We start from the raw sequence: 17,460 nt of genomic DNA on the forward strand, positions 1-17,460 counted from the left end.
TTCCCGCAGCGGCAGCCGCACTGGGCGACGGTGAGTCGCCCGGATGCGGCCCCCCCCCGGGCGCGCGGGAGGAACGGCGCGTATGCGGTGGCCGCCCCTAGCCCCGGAGCGGCTGGGCGCCGCTCAGGCTTCGATCGTGTAGTTCAGGAAGTCCGGAATCGGGCCGTTCCAGCCTTCGTCCGGGCCGTCCTCCTGATCGCGACGGCGGCGGCGGTCGTCGCGCACGGGCCGCTCGTCGCGGATCGGGCGTTCATCCCGGGCCGGCCGTTCATCGCGCGCCGGGCGTGCGCGGCTTTCCTCGCACGGGGCGGGTGCGGGCGTCGCCTCCTCGCGGGCAGAGGGCGCACGGCGAGCCCTGGGCTTGGCGGGAGCGGTCTCGGCGGCTGCCTCCTCGCGGCGCGGCTCGGCCTTCTTGGTTTCGCGCTTCCTGCCGCGTTCGCGCTTCGGTGCCGCTTCTTCTTCGGCGCCGTCGGACGCGACCGGGCTCGGCACGCGGTCGATCTTGTGGCCGGTCAGCTTCTCGATCTCGGCGATGTTCTCGGCATCGTCGGGTGCGACCAGCGTGTAGGCGATGCCGGTGGCCCCGCCGCGGCCGGTGCGGCCGATGCGATGGACATAGTCGTCCGGGTGCCAGGGAGCGTCGAAGTTGAAGACGTGGCTCACGCCCTTCACGTCCAGGCCGCGCGCAGCGACATCGGATGCGACAAGGATGTTCACATCGCCGTTCTTGAACCGGTCCAGTTCGGCGATGCGTGCCGGCTGGTCCATGTCGCCATGAATTTCCGCCGAGCGGAAGCCATGTTTCTTCAGGCTCTTGTTGAGATCGCGGACCGTCGTCTTGCGGTTGCAGAAGATGATCGCGGTCGACACCTCGTCCTGGCGCAACAGCGTGCGCAGCACCTGCCGCTTCACATGGGCCGTCGCTGGCACCTGCACGATGCGCTGGGCGATATTGATGTTCGCCGTGGCGGGGCGCGCCACTTCGATCGTCTTGGGATCGGTAAGGAAACGATCCGCCAGCTTCTTGATCGGCGGCGGCATCGTCGCGGAGAAGAGCAGCGTCTGCCGGTTCTTGGGCAGCTTGGTGCAGATTTCCTCGATATCGGGGATGAAGCCCATGTCGAGCATCCGATCCGCCTCGTCGATCACCAGCAGGCTGCAACCGGTGAGCAGGATCTTGCCGCGGCCATAGAGGTCCATCAGCCGGCCCGGCGTCGCGATCAGCACGTCGACGCCCTTTTCCAGCGCCTTGACCTGATCCCCCATCTGCACGCCGCCGATCAGCAGCGCCATCGAGAGCTTGTGGTTGAGGCCGTATTTCTCGAAATTCTCGGCAACCTGCGCGGCCAGCTCGCGCGTCGGCTCCAGGATCAGCGAGCGCGGCATCAGCGCGCGGGTGCGCCCTTCGCCGAGCACATCGATCATCGGCAGCACGAAAGCGGCCGTCTTGCCGGTACCCGTCTGGGCAATGCCGATCAGATCCTTGCCCATCAGCACCGACGGGATCGCCTGGCGCTGAATTGGAGTCGGCTCGGTATAGCCGGCATCGCTGACCGCGCGGAGTAGTTCGTCGGATAGGCCGAGATCGGCAAAGCTCATGCAAATGTCCGGAAAACGGGCGCGTTTACCGCACCTCAGAGAGGCTAACGCGCTTGCGGATTCAAGCGCAAAAGTCAAGTCTTAGCGTGCGCGTGCCAGGGCTCGAAACGCCTGGACCGGGCAGGAACGGCCCGAGCGCGACCGCAGCGAGTCGCGCCCCGCGCAGAATTTCTTGTCCGGGCGCGGGCGAAGATAGGCGCCGGAATAGAAGCCGAGCGCTGGGCATTCCGAACCGAGCTTCGCGCGCAGCAGCGATCCATCATCGAGAATCAGATCGACGCTGTCGGACGCGTTCACCGTAAAGCCTTCGATTCGTTCGATCTTCACGCAATCATTGGCGCGGCGCTCCACCAGGCGGGATTCGGCCTCCCTGCGGACGATGATCGTCGTCGACGTCACCGTCATGCGCGGCACGTGGATCGAGACATGCTGCTGCAGCATTTCGATCGCGGGATCGGCGCGCACGGCCGGCGTCGCCGCGGAAACGGCAAACAGCAAGATAAGACCGGTGGCGGCGAACGGCAGGCTGGGCATAACGACGTTAAAGGCTAGGCACTCGGGCTTGAACAGTGGATGAACTGCCGCAGCTCATGCTATCGCGCAATGGTGATGACACCCGAGCAGAAGCGCATCGTCGAGTTCGCCGCCGAACAATTCGGCCCGAAGACGGTCACCACCGACCCGTCCGATATCGAACCCTGGCTCACCGATTGGCGACGCCGCTATCGTGGCGCGGCGCCGGCGATCCTGTCCCCCGCCTCCACCGAAGCGGTAAGCGCGCTGGTGGCGCTGGCGAACGACCTGGGAGTGGCACTGGTGCCGCAGGGCGGGAATAGCGGGATGGTGGGCGGCGCGGTGCCGCCCGTCGACGGATCGGCGCTGCTGCTTTCCACCCGCCGCATGAACCGGATTCGATCGATCAGCCCCGAGGCCAATTTGGCGATCGCCGAAGCCGGCGTGATCCTGGCCACGTTCCGCGACGCCGCCGAAGCCGCCGGGCGGCGTTTCCCGCTCGATCTGGGCGCGCGCGGCAGTGCCACGATCGGCGGGCTGGTTTCCACCAACGCCGGCGGCGTGCAGGTGCTGCGCTTCGGCACGATGCGGGCGCTGGTCGCCGGCATCGAAGCGGTGCTGCCCGACGGATCGGTGCATGACGGCCTGTCGGCGCTGAAGAAGGACAATCGCGGCTACGATCTTACCCAGCTGCTGATCGGCGCCGAAGGTACGCTGGGCATCGTTACCGCGGCGACGCTGCGGCTGGTGCCCGCAGCGGCGGCGCGCGCGGTCGCCTGGATCGGCCTGGACAGCCCGGCCAAGGCGCTGACGCTGCTGCGCCGGCTGCAAGCGGCGACCGACATGATCGAAAGCTTCGAGATCATGCCCGACGACACCGTGGCGCTGGTGCTGGAGCATGTGCCGGGCACCCGGCTGCCGCTTTCGGGCCGCCACCGCTGGCATGTGCTGGTGGAGGCGGTGTCGAGTGACGTCGCTGCCGAAGCTCCCTCGGCGGTTCTGGAGCGGCTGCTCGCCGACGCCTTCGCTGCCGATCTCGCCCAGGATGCCGTGCTTGCCGCAAGCGAGGCGCAGGCAGAGGCCTTCTGGCGCATCCGCCATTCGATCTCCGAGGCCGAGCGGGCGGCGGGGCCAGCGGTGCAGCACGATATTTCGGTGCCGGTGGACGACATGCCCCGCTTCATGGTGGAAGGCGGCGCCGAGGCCGAGGCGCGCTTTCCGGGCACCCATGCGATCGCCTATGGCCATCTTGGCGACGGCAATGTCCATTTCCATGTCCGCGCACCGCAGGGTGCCGATCACGATCGCTGGTATGCCGAGGACGGCCCGCGCATCACGCGGCTGGTGCACGACATGGTAGTGGCCGCCGGCGGATCGATTTCGGCCGAGCACGGCATCGGCCAGATGAAGCGCGATGAACTCGCGCGGCTTTCGCCCCCGGCCCGCATCGCGGCGTTGCGGGCGATCAAGACGGCGCTGGATCCCCGCCATATTCTGAATCCCGGAAAGCTTGTCGCGCTTGCGCCGGAAACGGGCAGGACATAGACCGCCGAACCGTTGAAACCAGCGTTCGACGCAAATCTACGCCGTCAGGAGATCATCATGGCCAGCGCGCCGCAATCGCTTCCCTTGTTCTACAATCAGATCGAGCCGCTCTCGAGCCAGGTCCATGCCGATTTCCGCACGCGTTCGACCGACCGTGCCGCTTTTCTTGCCGGCCAGCACGCGGTGCCGGTGACGGTCGAGGAATTCCCGCTGGTGCAGCGTTTCATGCCGATCGTCTTTTCGGTGGGCGAGGATCCGGTCCCGTTGGCGCTGATGGGCCTGAATGAAGGCGTGAACACCTTCTTCGACGGCGAAGGCAAGCTCGTCGATCCGAATTTCTACGTGCCGGCCTATATCCGCCGCTACCCGTTCCTGCTGGCGCGCCTGCGCCCGGATAGCGACGAACTGTCGCTCTGCTTCGATCCGACCTCCGATGTCGTCGGCAATTTCGAGGAAGGCGAGGCGCTGTTCGAGAATGGCGAGCCGAGCGAAATCACCAAGAACATCCTGCAGTTCAACGAGCAGTTCGAGCAGGCCGGCGCCCGTACCAGCCAGTTCATGCGCGAGCTGAAGGATCTGGGCCTGCTGATGGACGGCGAAGTATCGATCCAGCCCGAGGGCGCGGGTCAGCCCTTCCTCTATCGCGGCTTCATGATGGTGGACGAGGCCAAGCTGAACGAGATGCGCGGCGATCAGCTGCGCAAGATCGTTCAGAACGGCATGTTGCCGCTGATCTATGCCCATCTCTTCTCGCTGGGCCAGATGCGCGAGCTGTTCGCGCGGCAGATGCGGTCGGGCTGGCAGCCGGAAGTGCAGCTGGTCGGTTGAGCCGTCGCCGCCGCGGCGGCAGAGAAGCGAGGGCCTGCCGATGCGGATCGGCGGGCCCTTTTTCGTTGGTCGCCGACCAGCGGAGGAATAGTTGCGGCGAGCGCCCTTGAAGTCGGTTGCGTGCCCTCTATATGTTTCTTGTGCGGCTTCGTGTCCCCCCTTTCGCGAGGTCGTACGACGCGCCTCCGGGCGTGTCTCCTCCCTGAACCTTGGCCACCTCGTGGGAAACCGCGAGGTGGTTTTTTTATGGAGCGATGCTCGCCGTCACTCCGCCGCGAGTGCGCGGGGCAGGGCCTCTTCGGTGACGGCATCGATGATCGCGCGGAGCAGGGCCGTCGTCATTGCCACCCCTGCGCCGGGCCCGTCGAACCCGGCATCGAGATAAAGCGCGCGATCGAATTCGAGCTGCAGCGCGTGAATGCCGCCACGCGGGCTGCTGTGCCGTTCCAGGATATGGCCGCCAGCATAGGGCACGTTGGCTGCCACCGCGACACCGTGCCGCCGCGCGACGCCCGCGACGCAGGACGCGAACCGAGCGGCCGCGGCCCGCCCGAAACGATCGCCGACCACCAGTTGCGGCACGGCGCCGAAGCTTCCCAATGGCGGCATGGAATGGATGTCCAGCAGCACCGCGATCCCGAAGCGCTGATGGGCCGCCGCCAGCGCCTGGGCGAGCGCCGCGTGATAGGGGCGGTGATCCTGCTCGATTCGCGCGACGATTTCGGCATCGGAGAATCGCCGCGACCAGAGCTGTCCCAGGGTTCCCACCCGCCGCGGCACGATCCCCAAGCCGCTGCGCAGCTTCGCCGATGGCGGCCGGCCGATGCGCTGCGCACCATCATCGATCATCGGATCGCGTTCCTGCTCGGAGCGATTGAGATCGATCCAGGCCCGCGCGCGGCTGGCGACGAACAGCGTCTCCTCTCGCCGTGCATGCAGCGCCAGCAGATCGACATGGCGATCCTCCAGTGCGCGCAGGGCGGGCAGCGGCACGCGCAGCGCCGCCGCCAGTGCTGGCGGATATTCGCGGCCGGCATGAGGCGCGGAGAGCACCACGGGGCTTTCCGGCGGCAGCGGGCCGTGCCGCTCGAAGCTGGGCGGGCTGTTCACACCCGGTACTCTAGAAGCGCGGCCAGGGATCGGCAACGGTGTGCCATCCCGCTGGAATTTCTTAAGGGGTTTGCGCATAAGGGCGGGCCGTCGATACGCATTGGGGAAATGATGATCCGGATTCTGCTGGCCGAGGACGACCGTGTCATGCGTGAATACCTCACCCGAGCGCTGGAGCGTGCGGGCTATGCCGTCAGTCCGGTCGATCGCGGCACTGCGGCGATCCCGCTGCTCGAGACCGAGCGATTCGACCTGCTGCTGACCGATATCGTGATGCCGGAGATGGACGGCATCGAACTCGCCCAGCGCGCCAGTGAGATGGCGCCGGAAATGCGGGTGATGTTCATCACCGGCTTCGCCGCGGTGACGCTGCGGGCGGGCCAGCAGGTGCCGCAGGCACGGGTTCTTTCCAAGCCCTTCCACCTGCGCGACCTGGTGTTGGAAGTCGACCGCATGTTTGAATCGGAGAATGTCGGCCGGAACTGAAATAGGCGCTTGCGCGCGGGGATAAGCCTCGCTAAAGGCGCGCTTCCCGAGTTTCGGGCGCGTAGCTCAGTGGTAGAGCACTGTGTTGACATCGCAGGGGTCGCAAGTTCAATCCTTGCCGCGCCCACCATTTAAGAAGCCCGTCGGCGACTGCGCCGGCGGGCTTTTTCGTGCCTGAAGCGCCAAAGGATTTTTTCTGCGTTCGAGAAGTGCGGGTTTCGTTCGGCCGTGTCGTCTTAATGGTGTATCCCTTCGTCTGATCCTTTGGTGAAGTCACGACGAAGATAATTGGAGAATTGCGGGCGGCCCTTACTATCGCCGGTCGAAGATCGGTGGCACAGTCGGGGCAGAAGAACGCACGCGGTGCAGGGGAGTTGCGGTTGCGCCCACAGAATTCTAGCGGACGTATTCGCGTCCTGACGTTCCTCCACAGTTTCGAACCGGGTGGGGTGGAGCGTGTTGCTTTGCGGCTGGTGCGGCATTGGCGGGCGGCCGGCGTGGATGCGCCCCTGTTCGTCGGCCGGCAGACCGGGCCAATGCGCGAGGAATTCGCCGATATCGCCTTCGACGTGCCCCGCCAGCCGCGTCGCAGCCAGGCCGGCTGGGAAACCCTGTGGATGATCCTTACGCTGCCGGCGGCGATTCGGCGGTTGCGGCCGGATATCCTGTTCGTGGCGGGCTCGACCTATACGATCGTCGCCGTGATGATGCGTCTGCTGCTCGGGCGCCGCTGCCCGCCGATCGTGGTGAAGATCAGCAACGATCTTGCCCGGCGAGATCTGCCGGTGATTCCCCGCTTCTTCTGGCGGGCGTGGTTGCGAATTCAGGCGCGCTGCGCGCGTTTCTGGGTGGTGATGGACGAATCGATGCTGCCCGAATTGCCGGGCGTGATGGCCCGGCGCAGCCGGGTGGTGCACGATCCGGCGATCGAACTGGATCGCATCGTTACCGCGCCGCGCGTGGCGGATGGCGGGCCGCGGCGCTTCGTTGCGATCGGGCGGATGGTCGCGCAGAAGCATTTTGCGCTGCTGCTGCGTGCCTTCGCCAAGGCCGTGCGGCCCGGCGAGACACTGACCATTCTGGGCGACGGGGCGGAACGCACCGCGCTGGAGGCGTTGGCGGGCGAGCTTGGCATCGCCGGCCAGGTGCAGTTTGCCGGGCATGTGCCGGACGCGGCCGCGCGGCTGGCCGAATTCGACGCGCTGCTGATGTCTTCCCGCTATGAAGGCATTCCGGCGGCGATCATCGAAGCGCTTGCGGCTGGCCTGGCGGTCGTGACCACCGATTGTGGCCGCGGCGTGCACGGGCTGCTCGGGGAAGGCCGATTCGGCGTGATCGTGCCACAGGACGAAGCGGCGCTGGCAGCGGCGATCCGTGCGCCGACGCCGATGGCCGACCGGGCCGAGGTCCGCGCGTTCCTGGAGCGGTTCACGATCGATCGATCGGCGCAGCTCTATCTGAACGTGTTCGCGGAAGCGGCGATCGAACAGCGCGTGGTGCCGCAGACCGCTGAATGGGCGACGCCGCTGGCGCGGTGAGGATAGGCTGGGGCCAGCCGCACGCTGCCCCCGAGCGGCACGGATTCGACGCGTTGGCGCGACGCCCACCTGCACAACCATGATTTTGGCGTGCCGCAGGCGGCGTCGCGAGCACCATCCTCCCCTGGGGGGCGGGGAGGATGATGAAGCCTTCGAGGCCTTTTGAGAACTCGGTCGGGTCGGGCTGCCGTGTTCTTTCCGCCGCCGAGTTCCCAACTGGTCTCTTAGTGATTGTCCCGAGGTACGCCGTGGGTCTGGGCGATGCGCTGGAACTGTTCGGCGCCCTCCAGGATCGCGCCGGTGTTCATCTGGCCGACCACGGCGCGCTGGATCGCCTGCCACGGCGTCTGCGACGCGGGATAGGCGAAGCCGCCCGCCTCGGCCAGCACGCGGCGGCGCTCGGTGAGTTCGTCGGCGGGGATCAGCACGTCGGCGGTGCCGCGCTTGAGGTCGATCCGCACCTTGTCGCCGGTCTGGAGCAGCGCCAGGCCGCCCATCGCCGCCGCTTCGGGCGAGGCGTTAAGGATCGACGGCGAGGCCGAGGTGCCCGACTGGCGGCCGTCGCCGATGCATGGCAGGGCGTGGACGCCTTCCCGGATCAGATGGGCGGGCGCGCGCATGTTCACGACTTCGGCAGCGCCCGGATAGCCGATCGGGCCGGCACCGCGCATCACCAGCAGCGTATCCGGCGTGATGCCGGTGGCGGGATCGTCGATGCGGTGGTGATAATCCTCCGGCCCGTCGAACACCACGACCGGGCCTTCGAACGCCTCGGGATCGTTCGGGTTGGAGAGATACCGCGCGCGGAACTCGGGGCCGATCACGCTGGTCTTCATGATCGCCGCGTCGAACAGATTGCCGCGCAGCACGAGGAAACCGGCTTCTTCCACCAGCGGCTGGTCGAAGGTGCGGATCACCTTCTCGTCCTCGATCGTGGCGGTACGGCAATTCTCGCCGATGGTCTTGCCGTTGGCGGTGATCGCGTTCTCGTGGATCAGCCCCTGCTGCATCAATTGGGCAACCACCGCGGGCACGCCGCCGGCGCGATAGTAATCCTCGCCGAGATACTCGCCGGCCGGCTGCAGGTTGACCAGCAGCGGCACCTTGTGGCCGTGGGTCTGCCAGTCGTCGAGCGCGAGCTCGGCACCGACATGGCGGGCGATGGCGGCGAGGTGGATCGGCGCGTTGGTCGACCCGCCGATCGCCGAGTTGACGACGATCGCGTTGAGGAACGCTTCGCGCGTCAGGATGTCGGACGGCTTCAGGTCCTCGGCGACCATCTCGACGATGCGCCTGCCGGTGCGATAGGCGGCTTCCTGGCGATCGCGATAGGGTGCGGGGATGGCGGCCGAACCGGGCAGCATCATGCCCAGGGCTTCGGCGAGCGAGTTCATCGTCGTCGCGGTGCCCATGGTGTTGCAATAGCCGGTCGACGGCGCCGAGGAGCTGACCAGGCGGATGAAGCCCTCATCGTCGATCTCGCCGGCGGCGAGCAGCTCGCGCGCCTTCCACACAATCGTGCCCGAGCCGGTGCGCTCGCCGCGGTGCCAGCCGTTGAGCATCGGCCCGACCGACAGCGCGATCGCCGGGATGTTCACCGTCGCCGCCGCCATCAGGCAGGCGGGCGTGGTCTTGTCGCAGCCGGTGGTGAGCACCACGCCGTCGATCGGGTAGCCGTACAGCAGCTCGACGAGACCCAGATAGGCGAGGTTGCGATCAAGGCCCGCGGTCGGGCGCTTACCGGTTTCCTGGATCGGGTGGACCGGGAACTCGATCGCGATGCCGCCCGCCTCGCGAATGCCTTCGCGGATGCGTTCGGCAAGCACGAGATGGTGGCGGTTGCACGGGCTGAGGTCCGAGCCTGTCTGGGCGATCCCGATGATCGGCTTGCCCGAGCGCAACTCCTCCAGGCTCAGCCCGTAGTTGAGGTACCGCTCAAGATAGAGCGCGGTCATATCAACGTTGTCAGGGTTATCGAACCAAGCGCGGCTGCGCAGCTTCGGGGCAGTGTCGGTCATCGGAAAAGCCTTACGGGAGGGGAGGTCAGTTGGTGGTCGAGAAGCGATAGACGATGGCATTGCGATAGGTCTGCCCCGGATTGAGCCGCGCCGAGCCGAGTGCCGGCTGGTTGGGCGTGTCCGGGAAGACCTGGGGTTCGAGGGCAAGCGCGTCGCCCTGGCGATAGGCGTGGTTCGATTTGCCGATCGCGGTACCGTCGAGGAAATTGCCGGTATAGAATTGCACGCCCGGCTGGTTGGAGAGGATCTCCATCACCCGGCCGCTCGACGGATCCTCGACGCGGGCATGGAGCACGGGCTGGGCCAAGGGCGCCTTGGCGATCACGAAATTCTCGTCATAGCCCTGGCCGAACACGATCTGCGGATCGCGGCCGTCGCGGATGCGGCTGCCGATCACGGTCGGCTTGCGGAAGTCGAAGGGCGTGCCCTCGACGGGGCGCAACTGGCCGGTGGGGATCAGCGTCTTGTCGACCGGCGTCGTGGTCTCGGCGGGAATGGTCACGACATGGTCGTAGATCGAACGCTGCGAGGCTTCGCCGGCCAGGTTGAAGAAGCTGTGATTGGTGATGTTGACGATCGTCGGCTTGGTCGTCGTCGCGGTGTATTCGACCGACAGCTCGTTCTTTTCGTTCAGCGCATAGGTAGCGGTGACGGTGAGCTGGCCGGGATAGCCTTCCTCGCCATCGGCGGCGATGTAGCGCAGGGTGACGCTGGCGGTGTCGCCGCTCGTCACCTTCTCCACCGTCCACAACCGCTTGTCGAAGCCCTTCAGGCCGCCGTGCAGCGCGTTCGGGCCGTTGTTCTTGGCCAGCGTATAGGTCTTGCCGTCGATGGCGAAGGTGCCGCCCTTGATGCGGTTGGCATAGCGGCCGACGGTGGCGCCGAAATAGTTCGGCGCGACCAGATAGCCCTGCATGTCGTTGTAGCCGAGCGTCACATCCTCAGACTTGCCGGCGCGGTCGGGCACCGAGAGCGACTGGAGGATCGCGCCATAGCTGAGGACGGTCGCGCGCATGCCGTGGCCGTTGGTGAGGGTGATCGCCTCGACCGCCTTTCCGTCGGCCGTCTTGCCGAAGCTGGCGCGAGTCGCTTCGCCGGCCTGTGCCGAAAGCGGAATCATCGCGGTGGCGAGCAGTGCGCCCTTGATAAGATAATTCATGCAAAACCTCTCCCTGTCGGCTATCGCTGCCACGTGGCGACGCGCCCGTTGACGCTGGACGTCGGCTTGAATACTCCGACTAGAAAGCGAAGAGCAACCCCGCTGCGCGACGAGCGTGGCAATTTCGAGAGGATCTTACCAGCATGGCGGTCGTGCCAACGTCAAAGGCTGCTCCGGCGGGGGCCGGGCAAGCCGCTCCCCCCACCCAATATGGTCGTGCGCTGGCGCTGCTCGCCACGCTGTTCTTCATGTGGGGCTTCATCACCGTGATCAACGGCACGCTGCTGCCACACCTGCGCAGCGTGTTCGAACTCAGCTATTTCCAGGCGGCGCTGATCGAGAGCGTCTGGTTCATTGCCTATTTCTTTGCCTCGATCCCATCGGCCAAGCTGATCGAACGGATCGGCTATCAGAAGTCGCTGGTCGTCGGCCTGTTGATCATGGCCGCGGGCGCGCTGGGCATGACGCTGGCGGCGAGCCTGCCGTCCTATGGCGTAACCCTGTTCATGCTGTTCGTGATCGCGAGCGGCATCACGCTGCTGCAGGTGGCGGCCAATCCCTATGTCGCGGTGATCGGCCCGTCCGAGACCGCCTCGTCGCGCCTCAACCTGGTGCAGGCGATGAATTCGATGGGCACGATGCTTGCGCCGCTGTTCGGTGCCTATCTGATCCTTGGCCGCTCGAAGGGCGGCACGGCGGAGGCCGGCGCGGCTGCGCTAACCCAGGCGGAGCGTCTGGCCGACGCCCATGCCGTGATCCTGCCCTATGTGCTGGTCGCGGCGGTGCTGTTGGTGCTCGCGATCGTGATCGCCCGCTTCCCGCTGCCGGCAATGGGCTCGGCGACCAGTCGCGTCGCCAAGGAAGATCGCAAGCGTCACAGCCTTTGGAACCACCGCAACCTCGTGTTCGGAATCGGCGCGATCTTCATCTACCTGATCGCCGAGATCGGCGTGGGCAACCTGTTCGTGAATTTCGTTAGTCGTCCCGAGATCGGCAACATGACCACCGAACAGGCGGGGCGCTATCTAACCCTGCTGTGGGGCGGCATGATGGTCGGCCGGTTCGTTGGTTCGGCGATCATGCAGAAGGTGGATGCGGCCATCGTCCTCGCCGCCTTCTCGATCGGCGCGTTCATCGTGATGGTGATCACGGTGTTCACGCAGGGCGAAGTGGCGATGTGGTCGCTGATTCTGGTGGGCCTGTTCCACTCGATCATGTTCCCGACCATCTTCACGCTCGGCATCAAGGGCCTCGGCCCGCTGACCGAGGAAGGATCGGGGCTGCTGATCATGGCGATCGCCGGCGGTGCGCTGGTGGCGGTGCAGGGCTGGCTTGCCGACCAGTACGGCCTGCAGAACTCGTTCCTGCTGACCGCGATCTGCGAACTCTACATCCTGTTCTACGCGCTGTGGGGCGCCAAGCCCACCAACGCGATCGAAGACTGATCGAAGCGGCTCCCCGGGCCTCGGCCCGGGGAGCTTTGCCGCCTCACATCGAGAGGCGGGTATCTTCCAGCGCGAGGTCGACCAGCGTGCGCATCGCCGCGGCGGCCGCATCCACATCGCCGCCAGCGATCGCATCGAACACCTTGATATGATCGGGCACCGGATCGCGCGGCAGCGCGCGGGCGCGCTGCTTGTATTTGGTCGTCCAACTTACCGCCGCACTGATGCTGGCGCTCAGGGCCATCAATGCATGGTTGTGGGTGGCCGCCAGCAGCGCGTCGTGAAAGTCGCGGTCGGCCGCGCGGCCGGCATCGGTCGCCAGCGTATGCCGGCGCATCTTGGTGAGCGCATCGCGCATCGCCTTCACATCGTCGCGGTCGCGGCGCTCGGCGGCGAGGCGCGCCGCCGCGGGCTCGACCACCGCGCGCAGTTCGAACAGGTCGCGGACGAAATCGGTGTCAGGCTCGCCCGAAAAGGCCCAGGCGAGTACCTGCGGATCGAGCATGTTCCAGCGGCTGCGCGGCAGCACATGGGTGCCGGCCTTGGGGCGGCTTTCCACCAGCCCCTTGGCGGTGAGCACCTGCACCGCCTCGCGATAGGCGCTACGCGACACGTCCAGCGCTTCGGCATTGGCGACTTCGCCGGTGAGTTTTTCGCCGGGTGCGATCCGGCCGGAAACGATCTGGGTGCCGAGATAATGGGCAATGGCCCCGCGCAGGCGCCGGCCAGAGCCTTTGGGCGTCCGCGTGATCGGCTGTACGCCTGCTTCGTCCACGCTATCCGCCTGCTCGTCCGCTGCCATCCGCTCGCTCTCCTGCATGGCCATGCGTGTAGCGCGAAGCGGGGGTGTCCGGCAAACGATGTGCGATTGCCATTCCGGACGGACGCGAATAAGTCGGACTAAACCGAGGTCGAGGAGCAGTGGAATGGCGTTGCGGCTGATGCAGTTTCTGGGAAGCGATGGCGTACGGCGCGTGATCGCTGCCGACGAATCGGGGGCGAGCTTCGTCCGCGGTTTCGCCGATGTGCGCAGCCTGGCGCTGCACGCGATCGAAGCGGGCCAGTCGCTGGCCGAGGCGGTGGCCGCGGCAGGGCGCGAAGGCGCGGTCGATCCGGCCGAGGCGCTGGCGGCGGGCCAGCTGCTGGCGCCCATCGATCATCCCGATGGCGCGCACCTGGTGCTGACCGGCACCGGCCTTACCCATCTCGGCTCGGCCGAGGGACGCGACAAGATGCACCGCGACGCGGCGGCGGCCGAGCACAAGACCGATTCGATGCGGATGTTCCTCGAAGGTGTCGAGGGCGGTAAGCCGGCGGCGGGCGCGATCGGCCAGCAGCCCGAATGGTTCTACAAGGGCAACGGCCACCATCTCGTCGGCCCCGGTGACGCGCTGGCAATGCCCGGCTTTGCGCAGGACGGCGGCGAGGAGCCCGAGCTGGCCGGCATCTATCTGATCGGCCCGGACGGCACGCCGTATCGCCTCGGCCTGTGCCTCGCCAACGAGTTCAGCGACCATGTGACCGAGCGGCACAATTATCTGTGGCTGGCACATTCCAAGCTGCGCCAGGCGGCGCTCGGGCCGGAGCTGCTGGTCGGCGAGGCGCCCGCGGACGTGCGCGGCACCAGCCGGATCGTGCGCGATGGCGCGACGATCTGGGAAAAGCCGTTCCTGTCCGGCGAGACGAACATGTCGCACAGCCTCGCCAATCTGGAGCATCACCACTTCAAATACGGGCTGTTCCGTCAGCCGGGCGACGTGCACGTCCATTTCTTCGGCACCGCGACGCTGTCGTTCAGCGATGGCGTGAAAACGGAAGTGGGCGATACGTTCGAGATCGAGGCGGCGCCCTTCACCCTGCCGCTGCGCAACCCGCTGGCGCAGGTGGAAGACACCGGGCTGACGGTGGTGAAGACGCTCTGACCTCGGTTCCCCTCCCGCAAGCGGGAGGGGTGCGAACGAACCGGGGCGCTACCCCCCGATTTCCACTACCGCGACCGACTTGGCCGGCAGCTCCAGCGTCACCGCGCCCTTGGCGACGGTGCCGCTGATCGGTTTCGGCACCACCGCGTTCGGCGCCTCGAAGCTGTTGACCGCATCCACCTTCGCGGCGGTCAGCACCTCGCCCCTGGCGCTCTTCGGCGTGGCGCCGGCAAACTTCGCCTCGATCCGTACAGGCTTGCCCGCATCGAGATTGGTCACCGCCAGCCACAATTTGCCGTCCTTGCCCCGCGCCGCGATCGCATCAACGCGCGGCATCGTCACGTTGCCCTGGGTGTAGGTGCCCGCGTCGAACGACACCGGCACCGCCTGCGCATCCTGGAACGGCACGTACATGCGGAACACGTGGTAGGTGGGCGTGAGGACCATCTTGTCCTTGTCGGTGAGGATCATCGCCTGGAGCACGTTGATCATCTGGGCGATGTTGGTCATCCGCACCCGGTCTGCGTGGCGGGCGAAGATGTTGAAGTGCAGCGCGGCGATCACTGCGTCGCGCAGCGAGTTCTGCTGGTAGAGGAAGCCGGGGTTCGAGCCCGGTAGCGGCGCCAGCCACACGCCCCATTCGTCGATCATCAGGGGCACCTTCTTCTCGGGATCATATTTGTCCATGACCGCCGAGTGCTTGGCGATCATCCCGTCCATCGCCAGCGCGGCCTTGACCAGCTTGGCATAGCCGGTCTCGTCGAAGCCGACGCTGGGGAAGGAGGGGGGCCAGCCGCCGGTGGTGTAGGCGTGCATCGACAGGCCTTCGATGTTCCAGGCCCAGTCATGCCCCTTCCAGGCCGCCATCACCGCCTCGGTATAGGTGGTATCGCCGTCGTTCGGACCCACCGCGATGCGCTGCATCGGCTCCGGGCCCTTTTCGCCCTGCTTGGGATCGAGATTATGGGTGAAACGGGCGAAGCGCTTCATCAGATCGATATAATGGTCCGGGCGCATCGATCCGCCGCAGCCCCAGCTTTCATTGCCCAGGCCCAGCCACTTCACCTTATAGGGCGCGACATGGCCGTTGGCGGCGCGCTCCTTGCCTGCGGTGCTGGAGGGATCGGCGGTCATATAGGCGAGCCAGTCGGCCGCCTCCTGGATGGTGCCCGAGCCGACATTGACCGAGACATAGGCCTCGGCCCCCACCTGGTCGGCAAAGTCCATGAACTCGTCGGTGCCGAAGCTGTTGGGCTCGCCCGCGCCGCCCCAGTTGGTGTTGACGCTGCTGCGGCGCTTGTCCTGCGGGCCGATGCCGTCGCGCCAGTGATATTCATCGGCGAAGCAGCCGCCGGGCCAGCGCACCACCGGCACCTTGATCGCGCGCAGCGCCGCGACCACGTCCTTGCGGATGCCGCGGGTGTTGGGGATCGGCGAATCCTTGCCCACCCAGATGCCGCCATAGATGCCGCTGCCGAGATGCTCGGCGAACTGGCCGAAGATGTGGCGGTCGATCGTGGGGCCGGGCCTTGCCGCATTAACCGTTACGGCAATCTGCGCTTCCCTGGCCTGCGCCAGCGCGGGCGCCGGGGCGAACAACAGCGCCGCTCCGGCGAGCAGTGTCTTTCGAAGCATCGATCCTCCCTTTCTTTTCTAGGAGACCAATGCCATGAATTCTACTCCGACAAAAGTGCCGATCTCACAACGGGGGGAGGGCTGGGGGCAGCGTCCAGCGTGCCGCGATCACCAATAGCGCCACGATGCCGACCCCAAGCGCGGCGGCGAATACGCGCGGCGGCGATGTCCGGGTGCCGGTGGCGGCCAGCACCGCCAGTCCGGCGGCCAGCATCCCCCAGCAATGATAGCGATAGTCGGAGGCGACGCCGACCACGCCGAAGGCCAGTTCGGTGACGATGGCGGACAGGGCAAGCGTTACCGCGATACTGCCGGCACCGTCGCGGGCGGGCCAGGCACAGAACAGCACGGCCAGCGCCGCCGCGAACCACAGGATCGGCGCCCCCGCCACGCTGCTTGCGAGCGTGTTGCCCAGCGTCTGGAACCCGGCGATCCGCTTGGCCGGCGACGGCAGGCCGAGCGTGTTCGGCTCCGATCCGGCAAGCGGGCCCGTGCCGGGCATCGTCGCCGGCATCCAGGCCCGCATCTCGCTGTTCCAATGGGCGATGCGATGCGTGGCATAGGCGAGCGGATGGGTTGCGATCGTTTCGATCCAGACGCTGCGCAAGCTCTTGCCCGGCGCGGTGCGCTGGAGCGTGTCGACGATATAGCCGCACGCTTTTTCGTCGCCGATCGGATCCCACAGGATCGGCGTGAGGCAGCCCTTCGCCTCGGCGCGTCGCCACAGGGATGCGGGTACCTGCGGCACGGCCTGCGGCCCGGCATGATGGGCGATGCCGGCAAGGTCGAACAACGGCAGCGACCGCTCCACCCCGCTGGGGGCGGCATCGAGCAGGCGCTGGTTGATCGGGGTGAGCACCGCGATCACCGCGGCGATCGCCGCCAGCACCAGCCCGCCCTGCAGCCACGGCCGCTCCCAGCGCAAGCCGCCGAGCAAGCCGAAGGCGAGCGGAACGCTCGCGAAGGCGGCATTGAACCGGACGAGGGTGGCGTAGCCGAGCAGCAGCACGACCAGGCCGGCCGCCCAGATGGGCAGCGGGCGGCCCGCGACGCGCCACCAACTCGCCAGCCCGACCGCGGCGACCAGCGCGCCCACCATCTGGCCGTCCTTCAGCACCGCGATCTGCCAGCCGAGCAAGGGCGGCCAGATGCCGACCAGCAGCACGATCAGCGCAGCAAGCGAACGGCCGCTGCGCGTCAGTGCCGCCGCGAACAGGCCAAGCCCGCCCCAGTAGAGCAGGATCTGCAGGACGAACATCGGCGTCTGGCCGTGCCACCCCAGACCGTGGAACAGCGCCCACAGCCGCGCCATCGCGGGTGGATGCCAATCGTCATAGTCGCCGCTCAGTACCTGACGGTACTGCACGACGCTGTCATAGCTTGCGACCCCCGGCCAGAAGAAGGCGAGGGTGATGCCGCCAAGGAGCGCCGCGACGAGACAGGCGGCGATCGCCTGGCGCCGCGTGCCGATCGGTTTCCGCTGCAAGGCTCGCGTCGTGCCGCGGCGCGGCTGCGCGCCAAAGCCCGTGGAACGCGAACGATACATGGCCATCGACCCGGTTTTCCTCGTCTTCAGGAGTAGATAACCGGCAAACCTTAGGGGGGATCGCACCGCGATACCAGCACGCCCGCGCGTGAGAGCAGGGCGCTTCGTCGACGCGC

The 17,460-nt window shown here is 66.8% G+C and carries 14 protein-coding genes and 1 tRNA gene; 7 read left to right on the forward strand and 8 right to left on the reverse strand.

The window, feature by feature from the left end; all coding sequences use genetic code 11:
* Positions 1 to 123 precede the first annotated feature (123 nt).
* Together DD559_RS04435 and DD559_RS04440 are read right to left on the reverse strand one after the other, a co-directional pair.
* Positions 124 to 1,599: a DEAD/DEAH box helicase gene (locus tag DD559_RS04435; protein ID WP_116468119.1), complete on the reverse strand. Its 1,476-nt coding sequence runs from the start codon at positions 1,597 to 1,599 to the stop codon at positions 124 to 126.
* Between the two features lie 81 nt (positions 1,600 to 1,680).
* Complete coding sequence (locus tag DD559_RS04440; RefSeq protein ID WP_116468120.1) at positions 1,681 to 2,133, reverse strand: hypothetical protein; 453 nt, start codon at positions 2,131 to 2,133, stop codon at positions 1,681 to 1,683.
* A gap of 69 nt (positions 2,134 to 2,202) precedes the next feature.
* Between DD559_RS04440 and DD559_RS04445 the strand changes: the two genes are divergently transcribed.
* Positions 2,203 to 3,657 (forward strand): FAD-binding oxidoreductase, encoded by a 1,455-nt coding sequence (locus tag DD559_RS04445; RefSeq protein WP_116468121.1) that lies wholly within the window; start codon positions 2,203 to 2,205, stop codon positions 3,655 to 3,657.
* A gap of 57 nt (positions 3,658 to 3,714) precedes the next feature.
* A complete protein-coding gene (locus DD559_RS04450; RefSeq protein WP_116468122.1) occupies positions 3,715 to 4,485 on the forward strand; it encodes a SapC family protein in 771 nt (256 codons plus the stop codon).
* 264 nt (positions 4,486 to 4,749) lie between these two features.
* On the opposite strand, the gene DD559_RS04455 is transcribed toward DD559_RS04450, so the two are convergent.
* Positions 4,750 to 5,595 carry an N-formylglutamate amidohydrolase gene (locus tag DD559_RS04455; RefSeq protein WP_240610118.1) on the reverse strand — a complete coding sequence of 282 codons (846 nt, stop codon included), beginning with the start codon at positions 5,593 to 5,595 and terminating at the stop codon, positions 4,750 to 4,752.
* A gap of 111 nt (positions 5,596 to 5,706) precedes the next feature.
* On the opposite strand from DD559_RS04455, the gene cpdR reads away from it, so the two are divergent.
* The 3 genes from cpdR (at position 5,707) to DD559_RS04470 (ending at position 7,619) form a co-directional block, all read left to right on the forward strand.
* Positions 5,707 to 6,081: a cell cycle two-component system response regulator CpdR gene (cpdR, locus tag DD559_RS04460; protein WP_116470711.1), complete on the forward strand. Its 375-nt coding sequence runs from the start codon at positions 5,707 to 5,709 to the stop codon at positions 6,079 to 6,081.
* Positions 6,082 to 6,136: 55 nt separating this feature from the next.
* Positions 6,137 to 6,211 (forward strand) — tRNA-Val (locus tag DD559_RS04465).
* 250 nt (positions 6,212 to 6,461) lie between these two features.
* A complete protein-coding gene (locus DD559_RS04470) occupies positions 6,462 to 7,619 on the forward strand; it encodes a glycosyltransferase (protein WP_240610120.1) in 1,158 nt (385 codons plus the stop codon).
* Positions 7,620 to 7,843: 224 nt separating this feature from the next.
* On the opposite strand, the gene DD559_RS04475 is transcribed toward DD559_RS04470, so the two are convergent.
* Complete coding sequence (locus DD559_RS04475) at positions 7,844 to 9,637, reverse strand: IlvD/Edd family dehydratase (protein ID WP_116468124.1); 1,794 nt, start codon at positions 9,635 to 9,637, stop codon at positions 7,844 to 7,846.
* Between the two features lie 25 nt (positions 9,638 to 9,662).
* Positions 9,663 to 10,796: an aldose epimerase family protein gene (locus DD559_RS04480; RefSeq protein WP_116468125.1), complete on the reverse strand. Its 1,134-nt coding sequence runs from the start codon at positions 10,794 to 10,796 to the stop codon at positions 9,663 to 9,665.
* A gap of 143 nt (positions 10,797 to 10,939) precedes the next feature.
* On the opposite strand from DD559_RS04480, the gene DD559_RS04485 reads away from it, so the two are divergent.
* A complete protein-coding gene (locus DD559_RS04485) occupies positions 10,940 to 12,241 on the forward strand; it encodes a sugar MFS transporter (protein WP_116468126.1) in 1,302 nt (433 codons plus the stop codon).
* A gap of 43 nt (positions 12,242 to 12,284) precedes the next feature.
* On the opposite strand, the gene DD559_RS04490 is transcribed toward DD559_RS04485, so the two are convergent.
* Positions 12,285 to 13,043: a FadR/GntR family transcriptional regulator gene (locus DD559_RS04490; RefSeq protein WP_116470713.1), complete on the reverse strand. Its 759-nt coding sequence runs from the start codon at positions 13,041 to 13,043 to the stop codon at positions 12,285 to 12,287.
* 124 nt (positions 13,044 to 13,167) lie between these two features.
* Between DD559_RS04490 and araD1 the strand changes: the two genes are divergently transcribed.
* Positions 13,168 to 14,163 (forward strand): AraD1 family protein, encoded by a 996-nt coding sequence (gene araD1 / locus DD559_RS04495; RefSeq protein WP_116468127.1) that lies wholly within the window; start codon positions 13,168 to 13,170, stop codon positions 14,161 to 14,163.
* 48 nt (positions 14,164 to 14,211) lie between these two features.
* On the opposite strand, the gene DD559_RS04500 is transcribed toward araD1, so the two are convergent.
* Together DD559_RS04500 and DD559_RS04505 are read right to left on the reverse strand one after the other, a co-directional pair.
* Positions 14,212 to 15,798 (reverse strand): alpha-N-arabinofuranosidase, encoded by a 1,587-nt coding sequence (locus DD559_RS04500; protein ID WP_116468128.1) that lies wholly within the window; start codon positions 15,796 to 15,798, stop codon positions 14,212 to 14,214.
* Positions 15,799 to 15,862: 64 nt separating this feature from the next.
* Positions 15,863 to 17,350 carry a hypothetical protein gene (locus tag DD559_RS04505; RefSeq protein ID WP_116468129.1) on the reverse strand — a complete coding sequence of 496 codons (1,488 nt, stop codon included), beginning with the start codon at positions 17,348 to 17,350 and terminating at the stop codon, positions 15,863 to 15,865.
* Positions 17,351 to 17,460 lie beyond the last annotated feature (110 nt).

Source organism: Sphingomonas pokkalii (assembly GCF_003096275.1).
GTDB classification, from domain to species: Bacteria; Pseudomonadota; Alphaproteobacteria; order Sphingomonadales; family Sphingomonadaceae; genus Sphingomonas; species Sphingomonas pokkalii.